The sequence below is a fragment of the Enterovibrio norvegicus FF-33 genome, assembly GCF_000286835.2.
GTDB lineage: Bacteria > Pseudomonadota > Gammaproteobacteria > Enterobacterales > Vibrionaceae > Enterovibrio > Enterovibrio norvegicus_A.
Genome location: NZ_AJYD02000038.1, coordinates 2,872,931 through 2,894,885, shown reverse-complemented (window position 1 = coordinate 2,894,885; position 21,955 = coordinate 2,872,931). Strand labels below are relative to the sequence as shown.

18 protein-coding genes are annotated in these 21,955 nt (G+C 49.1%); 15 read left to right on the top strand and 3 right to left on the bottom strand.

Annotated features, from left to right (window positions below):
- The first annotated feature begins 26 nt into the window (after nt 1-26).
- The 8 genes from clpP to A1OO_RS20840 all read left to right on the top strand — a co-directional run bounded on the left by clpP (nt 27) and on the right by A1OO_RS20840 (nt 9,796).
- Nucleotides 27-650, top strand: a complete 624-nt coding sequence (gene clpP / locus A1OO_RS20875) for an ATP-dependent Clp endopeptidase proteolytic subunit ClpP (protein WP_016961008.1) — start codon at nt 27-29, stop codon at nt 648-650.
- Nucleotides 651-788: 138 nt separating this feature from the next.
- A complete protein-coding gene (gene clpX, locus A1OO_RS20870) occupies nt 789-2,069 on the top strand; it encodes an ATP-dependent protease ATP-binding subunit ClpX (RefSeq protein ID WP_016961009.1) in 1,281 nt (426 codons plus the stop codon).
- Nucleotides 2,070-2,228: 159 nt separating this feature from the next.
- Complete coding sequence (lon, locus tag A1OO_RS20865) at nt 2,229-4,592, top strand: endopeptidase La (protein ID WP_016961010.1); 2,364 nt, start codon at nt 2,229-2,231, stop codon at nt 4,590-4,592.
- 206 nt (nt 4,593-4,798) lie between these two features.
- Nucleotides 4,799-5,071: a nucleoid-associated protein HU-beta gene (gene hupB / locus A1OO_RS20860; RefSeq protein WP_017004308.1), complete on the top strand. Its 273-nt coding sequence runs from the start codon at nt 4,799-4,801 to the stop codon at nt 5,069-5,071.
- A gap of 208 nt (nt 5,072-5,279) precedes the next feature.
- Nucleotides 5,280-7,169: a peptidylprolyl isomerase gene (gene ppiD, locus A1OO_RS20855; protein WP_017004306.1), complete on the top strand. Its 1,890-nt coding sequence runs from the start codon at nt 5,280-5,282 to the stop codon at nt 7,167-7,169.
- Nucleotides 7,170-7,331: 162 nt separating this feature from the next.
- On the top strand, nt 7,332-7,619 hold the full coding sequence (locus tag A1OO_RS20850) for a ComEA family DNA-binding protein (protein WP_017004304.1): 288 nt from the start codon (nt 7,332-7,334) through the stop codon (nt 7,617-7,619).
- 232 nt (nt 7,620-7,851) lie between these two features.
- The gene (yfbR, locus tag A1OO_RS20845; protein WP_016961014.1) at nt 7,852-8,448 is read left to right on the top strand and encodes a 5'-deoxynucleotidase; all 597 of its coding nucleotides are present in this window, start codon (nt 7,852-7,854) and stop codon (nt 8,446-8,448) included.
- Nucleotides 8,441-9,796, top strand: coding sequence for an anti-phage deoxyguanosine triphosphatase (locus A1OO_RS20840; protein WP_017004302.1), 1,356 nt, complete (start codon nt 8,441-8,443; stop codon nt 9,794-9,796). Before yfbR ends, A1OO_RS20840 begins: the two co-directional genes overlap by 8 nt.
- 163 nt (nt 9,797-9,959) lie before the next feature.
- Here A1OO_RS20840 and A1OO_RS20835 read toward each other — a convergent pair whose 3' ends face one another.
- Nucleotides 9,960-10,586: a tRNA-uridine aminocarboxypropyltransferase gene (locus A1OO_RS20835; RefSeq protein ID WP_017004300.1), complete on the bottom strand. Its 627-nt coding sequence runs from the start codon at nt 10,584-10,586 to the stop codon at nt 9,960-9,962.
- 49 nt (nt 10,587-10,635) lie between these two features.
- Here A1OO_RS20835 and rrtA point away from each other — a divergent pair, with 49 nt between their 5' ends.
- Entirely contained in the window at nt 10,636-11,190 is a 555-nt protein-coding gene (gene rrtA / locus A1OO_RS20830; RefSeq protein ID WP_017004298.1) for a rhombosortase, read from the top strand.
- A gap of 97 nt (nt 11,191-11,287) precedes the next feature.
- On the opposite strand, the gene A1OO_RS20825 is transcribed toward rrtA, so the two are convergent.
- Nucleotides 11,288-12,502 (bottom strand): pyridoxal phosphate-dependent aminotransferase, encoded by a 1,215-nt coding sequence (locus tag A1OO_RS20825; RefSeq protein WP_017004297.1) that lies wholly within the window; start codon nt 12,500-12,502, stop codon nt 11,288-11,290.
- Nucleotides 12,503-12,892: 390 nt separating this feature from the next.
- Here A1OO_RS20825 and A1OO_RS20820 point away from each other — a divergent pair, with 390 nt between their 5' ends.
- Genes A1OO_RS20820 through A1OO_RS20795 form a run of 6 tightly spaced genes read left to right on the top strand, consistent with a single transcriptional unit; the run spans nt 12,893 to nt 20,056 of the window.
- Nucleotides 12,893-14,209: an isochorismate synthase gene (locus A1OO_RS20820; protein WP_017004296.1), complete on the top strand. Its 1,317-nt coding sequence runs from the start codon at nt 12,893-12,895 to the stop codon at nt 14,207-14,209.
- Nucleotides 14,206-15,993 carry a 2-succinyl-5-enolpyruvyl-6-hydroxy-3-cyclohexene-1-carboxylic-acid synthase gene (gene menD, locus A1OO_RS20815; protein WP_017004295.1) on the top strand — a complete coding sequence of 596 codons (1,788 nt, stop codon included), beginning with the start codon at nt 14,206-14,208 and terminating at the stop codon, nt 15,991-15,993. The genes A1OO_RS20820 and menD overlap by 4 nt, the downstream gene beginning before the upstream one ends.
- On the top strand, nt 15,965-16,822 hold the full coding sequence (menH, locus tag A1OO_RS20810; RefSeq protein WP_017004294.1) for a 2-succinyl-6-hydroxy-2,4-cyclohexadiene-1-carboxylate synthase: 858 nt from the start codon (nt 15,965-15,967) through the stop codon (nt 16,820-16,822). Before menD ends, menH begins: the two co-directional genes overlap by 29 nt.
- Before the next feature lie 29 nt (nt 16,823-16,851).
- Nucleotides 16,852-17,718 (top strand): 1,4-dihydroxy-2-naphthoyl-CoA synthase, encoded by an 867-nt coding sequence (menB, locus tag A1OO_RS20805; protein ID WP_016961022.1) that lies wholly within the window; start codon nt 16,852-16,854, stop codon nt 17,716-17,718.
- Nucleotides 17,719-17,729: 11 nt separating this feature from the next.
- On the top strand, nt 17,730-18,710 hold the full coding sequence (menC, locus tag A1OO_RS20800) for an o-succinylbenzoate synthase (protein WP_017004293.1): 981 nt from the start codon (nt 17,730-17,732) through the stop codon (nt 18,708-18,710).
- Nucleotides 18,692-20,056 (top strand): AMP-binding protein, encoded by a 1,365-nt coding sequence (locus A1OO_RS20795; RefSeq protein WP_017004292.1) that lies wholly within the window; start codon nt 18,692-18,694, stop codon nt 20,054-20,056. Before menC ends, A1OO_RS20795 begins: the two co-directional genes overlap by 19 nt.
- Before the next feature lie 21 nt (nt 20,057-20,077).
- On the opposite strand, the gene A1OO_RS20790 is transcribed toward A1OO_RS20795, so the two are convergent.
- Nucleotides 20,078-21,943 (bottom strand): MFS transporter, encoded by a 1,866-nt coding sequence (locus A1OO_RS20790; protein WP_017004291.1) that lies wholly within the window; start codon nt 21,941-21,943, stop codon nt 20,078-20,080.
- Between the last annotated feature and the right edge of the window lie 12 nt (nt 21,944-21,955).

The following is a 21,955-nucleotide window of genomic DNA, read 5'->3' as shown; positions in this document are numbered from 1 at the left end:
GCCATTTATTTTAGGGAAATAACACTATGAGCTTTCAAGAAAAAAACGGAATGCCTTCTATTATTGATGCGCTAGTGCCAATGGTGGTTGAGCAAACCTCCCGCGGTGAACGTTCTTACGACATCTACTCACGCCTGCTGAAAGAGCGCGTGATCTTTTTGACCGGTCAGGTTGAAGATCACATGGCGAATCTCGTTGTTGCGCAGTTGCTGTTTCTCGAATCAGAAAACCCAGAAAAAGATATCTTCCTTTACATCAACTCTCCAGGTGGTTCAGTTACCGCGGGTATGTCTATTTATGACACGATGCAGTACATTAAACCTAACGTGAGCACGGTATGTATGGGCCAAGCGTGTTCGATGGGCGCATTTCTACTGGCTGGTGGTGCGAAAGGTAAGCGTTACTGTCTGCCAAACTCACGTGTGATGATCCACCAACCGCTGGGCGGCTTCCAAGGCCAAGCGTCGGACATCCAAATCCATGCGCAAGAAATTCTGACCATCAAGAACAAGCTAAATAGCTTGCTTGCTGAGCACACTGGTCAGCCGCTGGAAGTGATCGAGCGTGATACCGATCGTGACAACTTCATGGCTTCGCAAGATGCGGTAGACTATGGCATAGTTGATTCGATATTAAATAAGCGCGATTAATTTTTTAGTTCTGAGATAGTTAGGGGTTTATCCCCCTTTTATTTTGGAATTGGGTCTTGCGGCTGTCGGAAATTTCCGCCGAGTTGATATAGACTCAGATCATGGCAAACATGGGCGAAAGCCTAAAGAGGTTAGCGAATGACAGACAAGCGAAAAGACGGTGGCAGCGGCAAACTGCTTTACTGCTCTTTCTGCGGCAAAAGCCAGCATGAAGTACGCAAGTTAATTGCTGGACCTTCTGTTTATATCTGCGATGAGTGTGTTGACCTGTGTAACGACATCATTCGTGAAGAAATAAAAGAGGTCATGCCTAAGCGCGACAGCAACGAACTTCCGACACCACAGGATATTCGTTCACACCTTGATGACTATGTCATCGGTCAGGACAGAGCGAAGAAAGTGCTCTCTGTAGCGGTTTATAACCACTACAAGCGTCTGAGAAATGGTGATACGACGGCGGAAGGTGTTGAGCTAGGTAAGAGTAACATCTTGCTGATTGGTCCAACCGGTAGCGGTAAGACTTTGCTTGCTGAAACGCTGGCGCGTTTTCTGGATGTTCCGTTCACAATGGCTGATGCAACCACACTGACCGAAGCGGGTTATGTGGGTGAAGATGTCGAGAACATTATCCAGAAACTGCTTCAGAAATGTGACTATGACGTAGCCAAAGCAGAGCGTGGAATTGTCTATATCGATGAAATCGATAAGATCTCACGCAAGTCTGACAACCCTTCAATTACACGTGACGTGTCGGGTGAAGGTGTACAACAGGCGCTGTTGAAACTGGTTGAAGGCACCATCGCTTCTGTTCCACCGCAAGGTGGCCGTAAGCATCCACAACAAGAGTTCTTGCAGGTTGATACCTCTAAGATTCTGTTTATCTGTGGCGGTGCATTTGCGGGTCTCGACAAAGTGGTTGATCAACGCATCGCAAAAGGTAGCAGTATTGGTTTTGGTGCGGAAGTTCGCTCTAAAGACCAAGAAGCAACCCTGAGTGATTTGTTCAGCAAGGTTGAACCGGAAGATTTGGTGAAATATGGCCTGATCCCTGAGTTCATCGGTCGTCTGCCTGTGACGGCGACGCTGACCGAGTTGGACGAAGATGCGCTAGTACAAATTCTGCGCGAGCCTAAGAACGCACTGACGAAACAGTATGCTGCGTTGTTGGAGCTTGATGGCGTTGAACTAGAGTTCCGTGATGACGCGTTAACGGCGATTGCTAAGAAAGCAATGGATCGTAAAACGGGTGCTCGTGGCCTGCGTTCAATCGTTGAAGCTGTGTTGCTGGACACCATGTACGATTTGCCTTCGAGCAAAGACGTCTCCAAAGTGGTGATCGACGAATCTGTGATTAAAGGCGAATCTGAGCCTTTGCTTATTTATGAAGCAGCAGAGAGTCAAGCAGCGGGTGCGGAATAAGTCCTACTATGCGTGCGGTTAAATAGCTTATTTAACCAACAAATTATAAAAAAAAAGGGAGCGCTCGCTCCCTTTTTTACATTCTGCTTGGTATGCCGTTGAATCCTGACAAACTATCCCCATATACTCATTAGTATCTAAAACGGAAGAGAGAAAAATATGAACTTGGAGCGTTCCGAGCGCATTGAGATTCCGGTCCTGCCTTTGCGTGACGTGGTTGTTTATCCTCATATGGTTATTCCACTATTTGTGGGAAGGGATAAATCTATCCGTTGCCTTGAAGCAGCGATGGACAATGATAAGCAGATTCTATTGGTTGCGCAGAAAGACGCGGCAACTGATGACCCATCCATTGCTGATCTGTATGAAGTCGGTACAGTGGCCTCAATCCTGCAGTTGCTAAAATTGCCTGATGGCACGGTCAAAGTGCTTGTTGAAGGTTTGCAGCGTGCAGAAATTAAAAAATTCCGCGAGGATGATTTCTTCATTGCTGATGCTCAGTACACCGAAACGCCAGAAATGGATGAGCGTGAGCAAGAAGTGTTGGTGCGTACAGCCATCAGCCAGTTCGAAGGCTTTATTAAGCTGAACAAGAAGATCCCGCCGGAAGTCCTCACTTCGCTAAATGGTATTGAAGAAGCCGCACGTTTGGCGGATACCATTGCTGCGCACATGCCATTGAAGTTGCATGACAAACAGCAAGTGCTCGAAATTGTGGACATCGCTGAGCGCCTTGAATTTTTGATGACCATGATGGAATCAGAAATCGATCTGCTACAAGTTGAGAAGCGCATTCGTAGTCGCGTGAAAAAGCAGATGGAAAAGAGCCAGCGCGAGTATTACCTCAATGAGCAAATGAAAGCTATCCAGAAAGAACTGGGTGAGCTGGATGATGCACCAGATGAATTCGAAAGCCTGAAGCTGAAGATTGAAGAATCGAAAATGCCTCAGGAAGCCAAAGAGAAGACAGAGCAAGAGCTGCAAAAGCTCAAGATGATGTCTCCTATGTCGGCGGAAGCGACCGTTGTGCGCAGTTATATCGATTGGATGGTCAGCGTGCCATGGTCGAAGCGCTCGAAAGTGAAAAAGGATTTGGCGAAAGCTGAAGAGATCCTTAACTCTGATCACTATGGTCTGGAGCGCGTCAAAGAACGCATCCTTGAGTATCTCGCGGTACAAAACCGTATCAACAAGCTGAAAGGTCCAATCCTTTGCTTGGTAGGCCCTCCTGGTGTGGGTAAAACCTCTCTGGGTCAGTCGATCGCCAAAGCAACGGGACGTAAATACACCCGCATGGCATTGGGCGGCGTGCGTGACGAAGCGGAAATTCGTGGTCACCGTCGTACTTACATTGGCTCATTGCCGGGCAAGCTGATTCAGAAAATGGCTAAAGTGGGCGTGAAAAACCCATTATTCTTGTTGGATGAAATCGACAAGATGTCTTCAGACATGCGCGGCGACCCATCGTCTGCTTTGTTAGAAGTGCTTGATCCTGAACAAAACAATGCGTTCAATGACCATTACCTGGAAGTCGATTACGATCTGTCAGATGTGATGTTTGTGGCGACGTCGAACTCCATGAATATTCCCGGTCCTTTGCTTGACCGTATGGAAGTGATTCGTCTGTCGGGTTACACCGAAGATGAAAAACTGAATATTGCTAAGCAGCACCTACTTGATAAGCAAGTGCAGCGTAACGGCCTTAAGCCAAGCGAAATCACGATTGAAGATTCCGCCATTGTTGGCATCATTCGTTATTACACGCGTGAAGCGGGTGTGCGTAGCCTTGAGCGTGAGATTTCTAAACTGTGTCGTAAGGCAGTGAAAGAAATTCTGTTAAACAAAGAGCTGAAATCGATCACCATTAATCAGGAAAACCTGAAGAAGTATCTTGGTGTACAGCGTTTCGACTTCGGAAAAGCAGACGAGAGCAACCGTGTGGGTCAGGTAACGGGCCTAGCGTGGACATCAGTGGGCGGCGATCTGCTGACCATCGAGACTGAATCAATGCCGGGTAAAGGTAAGCTCTCACAAACCGGTTCGCTGGGCGATGTGATGCAAGAGTCGATTCAGGCTGCGATGACCGTGGTGCGTACTCGTGCTGAGAAACTGGGCATTAACAACGACTTCTACGAAAAACGTGATATTCACGTACACGTACCAGAAGGCGCAACACCGAAAGATGGGCCAAGTGCGGGTATCGCAATGTGTACTGCGTTGGTTTCTAGCTTGACGGGTAACCCTGTACGCTCTGATGTTGCCATGACAGGTGAGATCACGCTTCGTGGTGAAGTGTTGCCGATTGGTGGTTTGAAAGAAAAACTGCTTGCTGCACACCGTGGTGGTATTAAAACGGTCATCATTCCAAAAGAAAACGAACGCGATCTGGAAGAAATCCCAGATAACGTGAAAGCGGACCTAGATATCCATGCTGTGCGTTGGATCGACGATGTTCTGACCCTTGCATTGCAGAACAATCCGCTCGGAATCGAGCTTGTCACCGCTAAAAAGAGTGACGCGTAGCAAAAATAAGCAACGCAAAGGGCTGACAGTCAGTAAAAGGCTTGTCAGTCTTTTTTTTGAGGGCTAAGTTAAGAGAAACGTTGCAAGCCCTTAATTCATAACAGCTACAGCGTTTTACAGCCTTGTTTTGATAACAAAGGCGATGACTAATTATTCGCCACCGCAAAAAATGGGATTTGTGGTTCGTTTGTAAAGGGGATGAAAAAGTGAACAAGTCGCAGTTAATTGATAAAATCGCAGAAAATGCAGATCTGTCTAAAGCTTCAGCAGGTCGCGCACTAGACGCACTGATCGATGCAGTATCAGGTAGCCTAAAAGATGGCGATCAAGTTGCTCTAGTTGGTTTTGGTACCTTCTCTGTTCGTGAGCGTTCAGCACGTACTGGTCGTAACCCACAAACCGGCGCAGAAATTGATATTCCAGCCGCTAAAGTCCCTGGCTTTAAAGCGGGTAAAGCTCTGAAAGACGCGGTTAACTAATCTTAAATATACCGTTTGCTCTTTGTCGCAGAGAGCCGAGTTTAAGGCTGTAATGTCTGTGACATCAGCGTATAATCAGGCTCAACAGAGTGTAAAGGCGCATCTCGGGATGCGCTTTTTTAGTTTTTAATACTTAAGTTTTAATCTTTATTACTTGGTTTTAATTTTTAAGACGAACGTTTCAATTTAGCAGGAGTAGCGGCACGTTATGATGGAGCGACTACGTGAAGGCGTAAATAGCATCGCGGTTAAGATCATCTTAAGCCTTATTATCTTTTCCTTTGCCTTTGCAGGTGTCGGTGGCTACCTCGCTGGTGGTACTGAGATTCCGGCGGCGAAAGTAGGTGATCTAGAAATTAGCCGTAGCCAATTTGAGCAAGCTTATCAAAATGAGCGCGCGCAGATGCAATCACAGGCTGGAGATTTCTTCTCAACGATGTTGAGCGATCCCAATTATCTGGCTCAATTCCGTCGCAATGTTCTAGACCGTATGGTGAATCAGTCTCTTCTTGACCAAGAAGCTGATCGACTGGGTCTACGAGTAAGTGATGTTCAGGTTAAACAATCAATCCGAGAAATGCCTGCTTTTTCAAACAATGGCATTTTCAATAATGATTTGTACCTTGCGGCACTACGTCGTAACGGTTTAAGTCCGGATCAATTTGCTGAATACGTTCGCCAAGACATGGTTCGTGAGCAGTTGGTTAACGCGCTGGTAAGCAGCGAGTTTGCCCTAGAAGACGAATTAGAGTCGCTGTATAAGCTTGAAGGACAAACGCGCATGGTGCGTACCTTGACGCTGCCATTGTCTGATTTCTCTGATAAAGCGGAAATCACTGACGAGCAGAAGAAAGCGTACTATGAGCAAAATCCGAGTCAATTTGTTCGCCCTGAGCAATTTAAGCTGTCTTATGTTGAGCTTACGGGTTCAGGCGTTGCTGACGTTGCGGATGTGACCGAAGAAGAAGCTGAAGCTTACTACGACGCGAACATAGCCGCTTACGGCACGTCAGAGCAGCGTAAAGTTAGCCACATTATGATCCAAGGTGATGATGATGCAGCCAACGAAAAAGCACAGGCTGTACTTGCTGAGCTTAACGCAGGTGCGGATTTTGCAGAGCTAGCAAAAACGCGTTCAGATGATACCTTTAGCGCAGAACAAGGCGGTCAACTGGATTGGTTTGACAAAGGCGTGATGGACCCAGCGTTTGAAGATGCGTCTTTTGCACTGGTTAACACGGGCGATGTCACTGATGTTGTTCAGTCTGATTTTGGTTTCCACATCATCAAACTTGATGAGATTAAACCGTCTGATGCAAAGCCTTTTGCTGATGTTCGCGATGAAATTATCGCTCAGTTGAAGCTACAACATGCCGCTGAAAAATTCTACGCACTGTCAAACGAACTGGCTGAGAAAGCCTTTGAAATGCCAGACAACCTTGATGATGCCGCTGAAGCAGTGAATGCGACGGTGAATAAAACGGATTTTATTGCCTTAAACGAACTGTCCGGTGCGCTCGCAAACCCTGCGGTTGTGCAAGCGTTACAAACACCAGAAGTGCGTGAAGATGGCTTGAACTCCGACATCATCGAAATTGCACCAGAACACGTGTTGGTTCTGCGAGTTGATGATGTTCGACCTGAAGCCGTGCGACCATATGAAGACGTGGAAGCGCAGGTGACGGCGATGCTTAAGCGTCAAGATGGCGAAAAAGCAGCGGATGCATTGGCGAATACCTTGCTCACTGAACTCAACGCTGACAATGATGCAGGCGTTAACGCATCAGGTTACGCATTTGGTGCTGAAAGTGAAGTTAGCCGTGTGTCACCAGAGCGTGAAGTGGTTGAATTGGTGTTTACCATGCCTACACCTGCTGCTGATGCGAGTGAGTATGGTCTGACGCGTGCTGTTAACGGTGATGTTCTGATCGTTGCGCTTGATAGCGTGAAAGAACCGGCAACCGAAGAGATTAGCTTACAAAGCCAGATGGCAGAACGTGTGGCACGTACCACCGCCAATGCTGATCTGAATGCTTTGATTGCACAGCTAAAACAAAAAACAGAGGTCACTTATTCTTTAGACACGGCGGAGCAATAATCACTGATATTTTGAAGTGATTGCATCGCAGTTGTAATTGATAAGTCACATCGACGGGGCGCTTTTAGCGCCCCGTCGTTTTTTTGTACATTGTAATGGAGCCGAGGGAAAGGATTCGTATGCTGGTGAGGACAGTCATTCATACAACCTAAGGAACAGGAAATGATAAAAACTCTCTTTTCAGCATTGGTACTGGCGGCAACGCTAATCATCAGCCCTTTTGCGACAGCGCAAGATGGGGCTCAGGGCGCACCAATTGAAGTGAACATCAACACGGCGGAAGCCGATGAGCTTGATAAGTATCTGGATGGGATCGGTAAATCAAAAGCGCAGGCTATTGTCGACTTTCGCAACGAATACGGTGCTTTCGAATCTATAGAAGCACTATCAGGTGTCAAAGGTATTGGTAACGCCATCGTAGAGAAAAATCGCGATCGCATTACGCTGTAATCCCCGCTAGGCTGTGTGTCGGGGAGCACCCTCTCCCCAGTCTCATTTAATTTGCCCCCTGCGTTTTGTAGTCTTCCCTTGCCTTCTGTTATTTGAACCTAACCTTCTGATGCGTGACACTCGAGTGGTTACCGCCTTTATGGGCTGATTTTTCATGTGAAAAGCTTGAGAAAAGATCACTGTGACAACAGAATGGTATCAGTACCCACGCCTCAACTAAGTCAAGGAAGCCATGAGCCAGAAACACAGCCATTTCTTTGCCCATCTCGCGAGAATGAAACTTATCTATCGCTGGCCGTTAATGCGAAATGTGTTCAACGAGAATATCTCTGAACATAGCCTTCAAGTCGCATTTGTTGCCCATGCGCTCGCACTGATTGAAAACAGAAAATTTGGCGGCAATTATTCGCCAGAACGCGTTGCCTTGTTGGCCATGTTTCACGATTGCAGTGAAGTGCTGACGGGGGATTTACCTACGCCAATCAAGTACTTTAATCCTGCTATTGCCGACGAATACAAAAAAATTGAGCGTATTGCGGAAGACAAACTGGTGGCCATGTTACCGGAAGAGTTTCGTGATGATTACCGCCCGTTAATCGACAGCGCGGCGATAGACGCCGAAGACTATCAGTTAGTAAAGCAAGCTGATTCTATCTGTGCCTATTTAAAGTGTTTAGAAGAGCTGTCGGCGGGCAACCACGAATTCGAGCAGGCGAAGCGTCGTCTTGAAACCACCATGGAAGACCGTGGCAGTGAGGCGACGGCGTATTTTATGTCAACGTTTGGCGCGAGCTTTGGGCTAACGCTCGATGAGATCAGCGATGAGTAAGTTTTTGGTGTCATCGACATGGGAAGCACGGCTGGCAGAAGAGAATAAGAAGCGTCGTAACGATAAGCGCACGGTGTTTCAGCGAGACCGCGCCCGTATCCTTCATTCGGCTGCCTTTAGGCGCCTACAAGCTAAGACTCAGGTGCTTGGGGCCGAGCACAGCGATTTTTATCGAACCCGCCTGACGCACTCGCTAGAAGTGTCACAGATTGGCACGGGCATCGTTGCCCAGCTCAAAGAGAAGCAACCAGATTTTAAACCCTTGCTGCCTTCAACCAGCTTAATGGAAAGCTTGTGTTTAGCGCACGATATTGGTCATCCCCCTTATGGGCATGGCGGTGAGATTGCGCTGAACTATATGATGCGCAACGACGATGGTTTTGAAGGTAATGCGCAAACCTTTCGTATCGTGTCATTGCTCGAACCTTATACTGAGCAAGATGGCATGAATTTGGCTCGCCGAACCTTATTGGGGCTGCTGAAATATCCGACGTTGTTGAAGCACACTCGACGGCTTCAATTGCCGGAGGATGTGAAAGAATTTCGCCATCTCAAAGCAGCGTTATGGCATCCCGCCAAGGGCATTTATCAGGATGATACCGATCGCTTTGATTGGGTGTTAGGCGGATTGTCTGACAAAGACGCGAACTTGTTTACGTCTTTAAGACGTGCGCCTGATGATGATCACCACGGCCGATCAAAATATAAATCGCTCGATTGTTCCATCATGGAATTGGCCGATGACATTGCTTATGGCGTGCATGATTTAGAAGATGCCATCGCGATGGGGATTGTTCAGCGAGACCAATGGCAAGAAGCTGTCGCCAGTAAACTGGCCGAATGCGGCGATCCTTGGCTTGAAACCAATATCGGCCATTTGAGTGAGCAGATGTTTGGCCCTCATCATGAGCGCAAAGATGCCATTGGCGCGCTGGTGAATACCTTGCTGACGTCGATTGCCATTGAGCCTGCGGTACAAGACGGTGTCAGCCGATTCGACGATCCGCTTTTGCAGTGGAATGCCAAACTGACCGACGTGATGCACACCGTACTAGGTGTACTCAAAGCTTTTGTTAGCGAATACGTTGTGCAAAAGCCTGAGCTTCAGGTGATTGAATACAAAGGTCAGCAATTAGTGATGGAGTTGTTCGATGCGTTTGATGCCGACCCAAAACGTCTGTTGCCTGTCGCCACGCGTGACCAATGGTTAAAAGATGTGGCTGATGGAAAAACAGGTCGACGCGTGATTGCTGACTACATTTCTGCGATGACAGATGGTTACGCTCAGCGCCTATACGCCACCATGTTTACGGCGGTAAATCAGGGACCCTTGCATCAGATAAGGTAGGAATGGGGGAGTGCAGGTCTTAGGTAAAGAGCAGGTCCTAGGTCCTAGGAAAAGCAGTGCCGTTGAATAATTTACTCGTGCCTGCTTTATTCAACCTCAGAGAATCTCCGCCGAAAGAAGTGATGGACAATTCCTTCTAGGACCCTAGGACCTTAAGCTCTTTTCATTCGCTTTTCTTCCCATAATGCCGCTCATACACCCCGGGCGGCATTTGGCTTATCTGAAACTCGATCATTCCATCAAAGGCATCCAGTAACGGCTGAAAACGCATATCATTGCCGCTCATTGCCGATAGCGCGTGATACCCCGCTTCAACCGTTGATAGTCCACCTTCTTTTGGGGACTTACGAATACGATAATTCCCCTCACTTATTGCATCCAATGTCACCGCAGGCAGCGCGTGAAGGTTGGCAGACAGCTGATACATCTTAAAGGCTTTGCGCCATGTTCCATCTAGCAAGATGATGCCGCGAGTTGTATTGGGCTTTCCCTGCCAGAGAGACGCAGGAATGGCGTTCTCGGCAGGATAAAGTAACGCAAAGTCGATATTGTCTTGAGCCAGCAGGGTATTGAGCTGCGCATGATCGGAAAAGTCTTCACCCACGAACAACACACAATGGGGCAGTGACAAGGACAAAATACGCGCCGTGCCTATGGGTTGGTCGACTTCAGAAGGGTGTTGAAGCACGATGACAGGCACATCGCTGTCAATACGAGAGATGAAGTGGCAGATACAGGCCTTTTTGGCTTTCCCGCAATGTTCGCAATATCGACTGGCTTTCTTATTCATTACCACGGTACGCTATAACTAAATGAAATATCGAGAGTTGGAGACACGATTGTCAGTTTCTCGAATACTGGTTGTTTTGGTGGTTCTCACCCTGCTTGCCCAAGTTCCCACTGTCCATGAGGCGCTGGTTTGGGATCGCCTTGATATACAAGCGGGTCAGTGGTGGCGAATCGTAACAGGAAACCTTACCCATACCAACGCTATCCACATGGCCATGAACTTAGCAGCCTTGCTGGTATTGGCTTTACTGCATCGCAGGTACTATGCGCCTCGCTCGCTGTTAGCCATGCTATGGACCATGATGGCGGCAATTGGTGCAGTGATGTTTATTAGCCCATTCGATTGGTATGCGGGGCTGTCAGGCGTACTGCATGGGTTATTTGTGTTTGGTGTCGTCCGAGATATTCAGAACAAAGTCCCACTGGGATGGGTCATGCTGGTAGGCGTCACGCTCAAATTGGTTCATGAAGCCTATACGGGCGGTGATTCGATGACGGCGGAATTAATTGAAGCTGGGGTCGCGTATCAAGCGCACTGGGCAGGGGCTGTCGTAGGCTTAATTTTCGCGTTAGTGTGGAAACTGAGTGGAAGTGAAAATATTTAGGACCTAGGACCTAGGACCTAGGACCTAGGACCTATAGAGCGACAAGGCCTAGAACCACATTTCCGCAATCCTAGGCCTTCGATACTATCTCTTGCTCTTATTGACTATACGTCGACAGGAAGCGTTCAAAGCGACCAATCGCCAGCTCTAAATCATCGACACGAGGCAAGGTTACGATACGGAAGTGGTCTGGTTTCGGCCAGTTAAAGCCTGTGCCGTGAACCATCAATACTTTTTCCTGCATCAGAAAATCCAGCATCATTTTTTCATCGTCATAGATCTTGTAGCGCTTAGTATCAATTTTCGGGAACAGATACAGTGCGCCTTTGGGCTTCACACAGCTGATGCCAGGAATTTGATTGAGCAGTTCATGGGCTTTGTCACGCTGTTCAAGCAGACGACCACCGGGCAAGATCAGCTCGTTAATGCTTTGATATCCGCCTAACGCCGTCTGAATGGCGTGCTGCATCGGTACGTTGGCACACAAGCGCATTGAAGACAGCATTTCCAGTCCCGCAATGTAGCTTGTCGCTTTGTGGAGTGGCCCAGACAGGATCATCCAGCCAGAGCGAAAACCACATACGCGATAGGATTTAGACAGGCCACTAAAGGTGACACAGAAGACATCCGGTGCCAGTGGCGCAATCGAGTGATGCTGAGCGCCGTCGTACAAGATCTTGTCGTAGATCTCGTCAGAGAAAATAATCAGGTTGTGCTGACGTGCGATCTCAGCGATTTCTAACAAGAAATCTCTGCTATATACGGCACCCGTCGGATTGTTCGGGTTGATCAACACAATCCCTTTGGTTTTTGGTGTGATCTTGGCTTTGATATCGGCCAGATCGGGATACCAATCCGATTCTTCATCACACATATAGTGCACTGGATTACCGCCAGACAGCGACACTGCCGCCGTCCACAGTGGGTAATCAGGTGATGGAACCAGCAATTCGTCACCGCTATTGAGCAGTGCCTGCATTGACATCACGATCAATTCGGACACGCCGTTACCCAAGTAAACGTCTTCAACGTCTAAATCGAGCATGCCGCGTTTTTGGTAATGCTGAACCACGGCTTTGCGGGCGGAATAAATGCCTTTGGAATCACAATATCCCTGAGAAGTTGGCAGGTTGCGGATCACATCGACCAGAATTTCATCTGGTGCATCAAAGCCAAATGGGGCGGGGTTGCCGATGTTCAGTTTTAGAATTTTGTGGCCTTCTTCTTCAAGGCGCTTTGCCTGCTTCATCACTGGCCCGCGAATGTCGTAACAGACATTATCCAGCTTGGTCGACATCCCGATATCTTGCATCATGATTCCTGAGCTTAAATTTTGGTGTTTGCAGTAAATTACACTAACGAAAAGGCTTATATAAGTAGCTAATAGTAATAAATAACGAAAAAGAGAGAAATCAGTGATTTAATGCCAGTAAACCCATACGTTATGCTAGAACATTCGGTTTTCATCACAATCAATAAGGTTGTAGAATGCGTTTCCAACAGGAAATATTATCGAGTTTGTCGCGAAATGACGTCTGTTGGTGCAAAAAAAGCCACTTTGGTGATATTTTGCCCATAAATCATACTGCATGTTTGGAACATGGTGTGAGCAGAGGTTGAATCGGGGTCTTTTACCCGTGAGTTTCAGCAAACAGCAATACCCAAGGAATCGGGCACTTTGTGAGTATTCAGTGAGGTTAGTTTGACCGATTTAAGCCAAGCGATAGCCCAGCTTGTTGATTCCTTGTCGACACTGTCCCCGATCCCCCATCAGCTTTCGGTGTGTTTTTCATGGCCTGAAGAGGTCGACCCGATTGAATGGCTGGATGCCCAACCTATTTATCCCAAATTCTACTGGCAAACTCGTGACGGTCGCGAAGAAGTGATGGCGCTCGGTCAAGTGAAAACCTTTACCGATCCCGCTGCTGCGGAAAACGTGTTATCGACTAATCAACGTATTTGGGGTGGCCGTTCATTTGACGGTAGAACCGCGCGCAATCAGCGTTGTTTGCAGTCTTTCTTTTTCTTGCCGCAAATTGAAGTTGCGCGTCAGGACGACACGTGGACACTGACGGTTAATTTGGGTGGTGACTTGCTGAAGACACAGGCTGCATTGTCAAAAGTGACCATGGCGCACCCCACATTGTCTCCGCCAGAGTGCCATATACTGTCTACTGAGCATTCGCCGTCGTTCCCTGATTGGTCTGCCATGATTGATCGTGCTCTGACCCACATCGAACAAACCGATCTGCAAAAAGTGGTCTTGGCGAGAAAAACCTCATTATCGCTCGATCGCCCCGTGTCTGCCGCCCAACTGCTTAAAGCCAGCCGCGACCAGAACCGCGCAAATTTCCATTTCATGTTAGCGCTGGACGAGAAACACTGCTTTGTGGGATCAACGCCAGAGCGTCTGTTCAACCGCCATGGGCAAGATCTCTCGACGGAAGCTTTAGCGGGAACGATTGGTCGTGGCAAGAGTGCGGAAGACGATCTTGCGCTGGCCAAATGGCTGCTTAATGACAGCAAAAATGTGTATGAAAACCGTTTGGTGGTGGATGACATTTCATCGCGTCTGGCCTCGCATTGCCAGACGTTAACCATTGAAAAAACACCTCATCTGGTGCGCTTGCGCAAAGTGCAGCACCTAAAGCGCGCGATTGATGCATCGCTCAATAAAGGTGTGTCGAGCGCAACCTTGCTCGATACGTTGCAGCCGACCGCTGCAATCGCAGGATTGCCGAGAGAAGACGCGGTGGCGTTTATTGTGGAGAACGAACCGTTTGCTCGTGGTTGGTATAGCGGGTCTGTGGGGTATTTGAGTGCAGAATGCAGCGAATTTTGCGTCGCCATTCGAAGCGCTTTGATGATGGGGGATTCTTTGCAGCTTTTCGCAGGCGCGGGCATTGTTCCAGGCTCTGTGGCTGAGAGCGAGTGGAAAGAGTTGGACCGCAAAATGTCGACACTTTTAAGCCTGCTCACACCTATCCCTGATTCCACCTTGGAGAAACGAGCAGGATGAATTCAGCTTCTGCAAACATGGCCTCTGAAAACACGGCTTCTTCGAACACAACGGCGTTAAACCAGGTCACGTTAAACCGGATCTGGTCTCGTCTTATTCTGACAGCCCTGCATCGCGCTGGCGTCGTTGATATTTGTATTGCGCCGGGTTCTCGCTCGACGCCACTGACCCTTGAAGCTGAACAATTACGCCAAGATGGCAAGAGCGTTACCTTACATACGCATTTTGATGAACGAGGCTTGGGCTTTCTTGCGCTCGGCCTTGCTAAAGCATCGAGCCGTCCTGTTGCGGTGATTGTCACCTCAGGCACCGCCGTGGCTAACTTGTTACCCGCCGTGGCTGAAAGTCGTCTTACTCGCGAAAAACTCATTTTATTGACAGCAGATCGCCCCGCAGAACTGATCCAGTGCGGTGCGAATCAAGCTATCAGCCAGAAAGCGATCTTCGGTGAACATGCCGATGGCTTTGCTGATTTGCCCAGCCCCACTGAAAGCATCGCGCCGGGCTGGCTGCTTTCGCTGGTAAGTGAAAAATTACATCATCAGGCCGTGAATGGCGGCAGTTTGCATATCAACTGTCCGTTTCCTGAGCCGCTTTATGGCAATGTCGATGATGCAGGTCGTTATCTTGCGCCGATACAAACCTGGCTAACGGGTGATAAGCCTTATCTGACGTTTTCTAAGACATCCACCTCGCTTGATACCGCGCTAACGCAATGGCAAACCTTGCAACACAAAAAAGGCGTGTTGATTGCGGGTCGGATGACGCAAGCCGATCGCCACGCCATACAAAGGTTGGCCGAACAATTAGGCTGGCCGTTATTGTGTGATCCCCAAGCGGGGCAAGGCTCCGAGTTTGCGGGCTTTGACGTTTGGCTGCAAAACCCAGACTGCGTATCCGTACTCAATCAGGCGGAATGCGTGGTGCAGTTTGGCGCTCGCTTGGTATCAAAACGCCTTGGCCAATTCATCTCATCTTTTGCTGGGGAATACTGGCTGGTGGATGAGCACCCCGGCAGACTCGACCCGTCGCACAAGCCGGCATATCGTATTGTCGCTAGGTCCTTGCAAGTTGCGGATGCGCTCGCACAAGATCTGGTCGCTTTAGATGCCAACGTGGCGGGAAAAAACTGGGCGAAATCACTGGCCGTCGCGAGCAATAAATACCTCGCACTGCTTCGCCAGCAATGTGAAGCGTCCAATACGCTTTCTGAAAAAACGTTTGCTACCGATTTTGCTCATTGGTTGACGTCAGAGACCGATCTTTTTGTTGGCAACAGCATGGCAATCCGTCTTCTGGATATGTGCTGCTGCTTGCCGGATGTCACTGTGTTTGCCAATCGTGGCGCATCAGGCATTGATGGTTTGATTGCTACGGCAGCGGGAGTTCAGCGAACGCGTCAACGTCCGATGCTGTGTGTGCTTGGTGATACGTCCGCGTTATACGATCTGAACAGCTTGGCCTTGCTGGCGCGTAATCCTCTGCCGCTGGTGATAGTGGTTGTCAACAACAACGGCGGCGGAATTTTCGATATGTTGCCCGTGCCGGATGCTAAAAAAGACGCCTATTATCGTATGCCCCATGGCGTCGAATTTTCTCATGCTGCAGCCATGTTTGGTCTTAACTACCTCCGTCCGACTTCGTTGCTTGAAGCGCGTTATGCGTGCCTTGAAGCTTTAACGCAAAACGGCACCACGGTAATGGAATTAACCGTGCCCGAAGGTGAGTGCGGACGTGATGTGAAAGCCCTTTTTGATGTCATTGCACATGCCCATCTTTTCTGAGGATTCGTCTTTACCTTCAATTGGAGCACAACCCGTTTCTGCGTCTGTATTGTCTGCTCGCTTGTTGTCTTCACCGTCAGGCAATGCGAAAGACAAGCATGCGTTAGTGTTTCTTCACGGTCTGCTGGGTAACGGGAAAGATTGGCAAGACGTGATCGACGCGCTCGGCAATGATTTCACCTGCCTAACCATTGACCTCCCCGGCCATGGAGAGAGCCAGCACATTGATGTTGCCGGCTTTGACGATACCTGCGTGTTGATTGCGACAACCATTCAATATCATCTTCATCAACCGTTTTGGCTGATTGGCTATTCTCTTGGCGCGCGCCTTGCCATGTATTTGTCTGCCGTACAGCGAGAGAGCGTTGGCGAAGGTGATGCAAGGTTGGCGGGACTCATCATTGAAAGCGGCCATACAGGGTTGCCCATTCAAGAGCGGGCAGCAAGAAAAGACCATGATGCGCGATGGGCCGCGCGATTTGAGCAGGAGCCCATTGTTGATGTGCTTCAGGATTGGTATCAACAAGCTGTCTTTTCCTCACTAAATCATGAGCAAAAACAAAGTTTGGTGGCTATTCGCAGTGATAACCTCGGAGTCAAAGTGGCCAGTATGTTGCGTGCTACATCGTTAGCTAAGCAGCCGATATTATCGCAAGCACTGAAAAACAGCGGGTTGCCGCTTTATTATTTGTGTGGCGAGAACGACCACAAGTTTGCTGCACTGGCGAAGTATTCGGGATTCGCATTTTTTACCATCCCAAACGCTGGACACAATATTCATACTGAACAGCCAGCGCTGTTTAGCCAGCACGTAAAAAGGCTGATTTGACATTTAATTGATGAATTAATGGAAGCATTATGGCGATAACAACAGGTTTAACCGAACAAGAACTCTATGCATCGGTAGAGTGGAATGACTGCTCTGAAGGCTATGAAGATATTCTGTTTCATAAGTCTGTTGACGGTATTGCGCGCATTACCATCAACCGTCCGGAAGTGCGTAATGCGTTTCGTCCTCAAACTGTCAACGAAATGATCAAAGCGTTAGCGGATGCGCGTTATGACGAGAAAGTGGGCGTCATTGTGCTGACAGGCCAAGGTGAGCATGCGTTTTGTTCAGGCGGCGATCAGAAAATTCGTGGCGACTACGGCGGCTACCGTGATGACCAAGGCACCCACCACTTAAACGTGTTGGATTTCCAACGTCAAATCCGCACCTGCCCGAAACCGGTTATCGCCGCTGTCGCCGGTTATGCGGTTGGCGGCGGTCATGTGCTTCACATGATGTGTGACCTGACTATAGCAGCAGACAACGCGCAGTTTGGCCAAACTGGCCCGAAAGTGGGGTCGTTTGACGGTGGCTGGGGGGCGTCTTACATGGCTCGCATTGTGGGCCAGAAAAAAGCGCGTGAAATTTGGTTCCTGTGCCGCTTCTATGATGCGCAAGAAGCGTTGGATATGGGGCTGGTTAACCATGTCGTGCCCTATGCAGAGCTTGAGCGTGAAACCGTTCGCTGGTGTCGTGAAGTGTTACAACACAGCCCAATGGCGCTGCGCTGCTTGAAAGCCGCGCTGAATGCGGACTGTGATGGCCAAGCTGGTCTACAAGAATTGGCGGGCAATGCGACCATGATGTTCTATATGACTGAAGAAGGTCAGGAAGGACGCAACGCGTTTAACGAAAAGCGTCGCCCTGATTTCGATAAATTCCCGCGCAACCCATAATGGTAGCGGCAATGAAACACGCGAAAATATATCGCTATTCGCTGCCGATGGACAGTGGTGTGATTTTACGTCACACCCGTCTGGCAACGCGTGAGGGGTTGATCCTTGAGCTGAGTGATAATGGGCGACTAGGGCGTGGTGAAATCGCGCCTTTGCCAGAGTTCAGTCAAGAAACCGTGGACGATGCCGCGAAGCAAATTGAGCAGGTGTTGTCTGATTGGCTTGCCAACAAATCGATTGATTGGAATGCGCTATATCCGTCTGTCGCCTTTGGCTTTTCAGTGGCACTGGCAGAGCTTGATGGTCAGCTTCCTGAGCAGGGCAACTTTCTAACAGCCCCTTTGTGCAGCGGCGATCCGGATGAGTTGGTACAAAAGCTTGCTGACATGCCGGGGCAGAAAGTGGCGAAAATCAAAGTGGGCATGTACGAGGCGATTCGCGATGGCATGGTGGTTAACATGTTCCTTGAAGCGATCCCCGATCTCATGCTGCGCCTTGATGCGAACCGTCAGTGGACACCCACAAAAGCTCGGCAGTTTGCCAAGTATGTGAGTCCTGTTTTTCGTTCCCGCATCGCTTTTTTGGAAGAGCCTTGTCAAACACCGGAAGAAAGTTTGGTGTTTGCGCAAGAAACCGGGATTGCACTGGCATGGGATGAAACCGTGCGTGATGACGGCTTTGCGCTGGCAGCAGCAGAGGGGCTTCGCGCCGTTGTCATCAAACCGACATTGGTTGGTAGCCTGCACACAGTTAAAAGTCTTGTTTCGCAAGCTCACGCATTGGGCATGGATGCGGTGATAAGTTCAAGTCTTGAATCAAGCTTTGGTTTGAATCAACTGGCACGCATTGCGCATTGGCTGACACCGGACACGCTTCCCGGTTTAGATACGGTGGATTTGTTTGGTGCACAACTCGATACCCCTTGGCCGGGCTGCGCGTTGCCTCTGACTTCCCTGACCGATTGCAGCTTTGTATGGCAGCAAACAGCCTGATCCGTTTCGAGCAGTGGCCGTGGCAGCATTGGATGACAACGTATCCTGATGTGACGGCCATTGTGCGCGATGATGTTGAAATAAGCTGGCGACAGCTTTGCGCCGACGTTGCGAGCGTTCACTTCGACGTCTCGTTGCAAGCTGGCGTGTCTATCGCCATCCCTAGCGATAATCATTACGATACCCTCGTACTGATGCTTGCCGCATGGCAGCGCGGTTTGACGACGCTTATGCTCAATCCTGCTTTTCCAGAACGTGAGGGCAACGATCTGCTAATCCATATTGGTATTGATTCCTTAGTAACGACACCAAGTGGAATGATGCTGAACACCTCGGTTAACACGCCAGTGTTTGACTATGACGCGCAGCGTTGTCTGACGTTAACCCTGACTTCCGGCTCCAGTGGCAGACCCAAAGCGGTTGCTCATACGGCAGAAAATCACCTTGCCAGTGCAACAGGCCTGTTTTCGCTCATGCCGTTTGAATCTGCTGACTGCTGGTTACTGTCTCTTCCACTTTTTCATATCTCAGGCCTTGCCATTGTCTGGCGTTGGCTAGCGCAAGGCGCAACGCTAAAAATTGCTGATACGCGCGGTGAAAAGCTTATGACGGCGTTAAATGGTGCGACCCACGCATCGCTAGTGCCGACACAACTTGAACGCCTTGTCATGGCTGGCAAGCCTGCAAGCTTGCATTCTGTCTTGCTTGGCGGCGCAGTGATCCCTCAATACTGGGTTGATCTGGCCGAGAAACAAGGCATTCGCTGTTGGTGTGGCTACGGCATGACAGAGATGGCATCGACGATCACGGCAAAGCGCGCCGATGGGCATTTCTCTGTCGGATCGCCGCTGCCATACCGAGCGTTGAGTGTGTCACCAAACGGCGAAGTGTGCGTAAAAGGGAAAACATTGTCACCGGGCTACATGATTCATGGCGAATTGGTCCCGTTAACCGAGGATTGGTTTCAGACCAAAGACAAAGCTAGTTGGCGTGTTGAAGGGCGTCGGCGACCAGATCTTCAAATCATAGGCCGCTTAGACAATATGTTTATATGCGGTGGCGAAAACGTTCAGCCAGAAACGGTGGAACGAATACTCAGTGCTTTTAATGGGGTGACTCAGCTTTTTATCCTACCGGTTGCACACAAAGCGTGGGGGCAAGTGCCTGTGGTGCTGATCGAAGGGGAGTGCGACGCGCAGGATTTTTTGACATGGGCGAAAATGCAGGTGCCACCGTATCAGTGCCCGCAACGTGTTTTTGTGCTGCCAACACATCTCTTGGCGTCGGGCATTAAAGTGTCTCGTAAAGCACTGTCAGATTGGCTGAACCAGCAGTTGATGGATTAAGCTTGCTTAGGCAAGTTAGCCTTAACAGATATCTCCTCGCAACGCTTTCACGTCATTGAACAACCGTTCTGATGACGCCTCTGAAGGTGAAACAGGCGAGCCCGCCACAACCTCCACGTTAGATCGACAAAGTCTTGGAAACTTCAATAAAGCGCGTCCACCTTCACGGCTGAAATAGCTACCCCAAAGGCCTTTTAGGGCAATAGGGATGACGGGAACGGGCGTTTGCTTGAGGATCAAATCAATCCCTCGTTTAAAGGGCTGCATGTCACCGTCAGAGGTGAGTTGCCCTTCAGGGAAAATGCACACAAGTTCACCGGCTTCCAATTGCTGTTTGACTTGATTAAGCGCACAGCGAATAGAGCCGCTGGTGAGTTTGATAGGGATCACGCGCGTGGTGCGAAAGAAATAGTGCAACACAGGGAGGTGGTAATAATCTTCATCCATCACAAAGCGGATAGGGCGAGGACAGGCTCCGGCGAGTAGCAGTGCATCGACATAACTGACGTGATTACTGACCAGCAATGCGCCTCCTTGTTCGGGAATATGCTGCAAGTTTTTGTGTTGGACACGGTAAACGCTGTGGCTGAGCACCCAAATGATAAAGCGAAGTGCAAATACGGGGACCTGTTTACCAACGTACAACGCCACTGCAAGGTTCATCATGGCTAACGTGAAGAAGAACGCGGGAATACTGAGTTCAATCACACCCAATAACACTATGGCGAGAATCGCACTCACCACCATGAACAGTGAATTGTAGATATTATTGGCAGCAATGACTTGTGAGCGCTCCGTTTCTTCGGCGCGACTTTGCATCATGGCGTACAGCGGAACAATGAAAATCCCACCAAAAACACCAATAAACAATAAATCTATAAACACCCACCACAGAGACGGCTCTGAGATGAAACCGAGAAAAGTGTCAGTGTGCGGCGCAACATCCGGCGTCGAAAACATCAGGTGCGCCCCAAAAACAGTCAGCCCTAGTGCGCCAATTGGCACGATACCCGGTTCGATTCGGTGCCCTGATAATTTGTCGCAAAGCAATGAGCCGAGTGCAATACCAATGGAAAACAAGGTCAGTAAGAAGGAGACGGATGCTTCATTGCCACCGAGATACAGCTTGGCGTAGTTAGGAAACTGGGTGAGGTAGCTGGCGCCTAAGAACCAAAACCAGCTGATCCCTAAAATGGATTGCAGCACCACTTTGTCTTTGTGCGCGATACTCATGGTGGTTTTCATTTGGCGCACAGGGGCAAAGCGAATCTTGAGTGATGGGTTACCAGCACTGGCCTTAGGAATATAACGCGCACTGAGATACCCAAGTGCAGCAAACAGTATCACCGAGAATGCGGCAAGGTATTTGGCATCGGATTGGTTGGCGATGACCCCCGCGACAATCGTGCCAAGCAAAATGGCCAGAAAGGTGCCGGTTTCGACCAAGGCGTTACCCGAGACGAGTTCATTGGATTTGAGCGTTTGAGGCAGCAAAGCATATTTCACGGGCCCGAAGAAAGCTGATTGTGTGCCCATCAAAAAGAGAAGAAAAAGCAAGAGCATGTAGCTTTCGAAGATAAAAGCGACCGCTGCCAAGCTCATGATGGCGATTTCAACCAACTTAACAATGCGGATAAATTGCGATTTTTCGTATTTGTCAGCCAGCTCTCCTGCAAACGCGGAAAAAAGGAAAAAAGGCAGAATAAACAAGCCAGCAGCGAGATTAATGAATAGATTGGTGCTTACACCAAGTGCGCCTGGTGCAGCAAAGGCGACCAATATCAGCAGTACATTCTTGTACACATTATCATTAAATGCGCCAAACGCTTGGGTGACGAAATACGGAAGAAAGCGTCGCTGTGTTAACAGTGCTGATTGCTTCGACATTGCCCTTTTCCT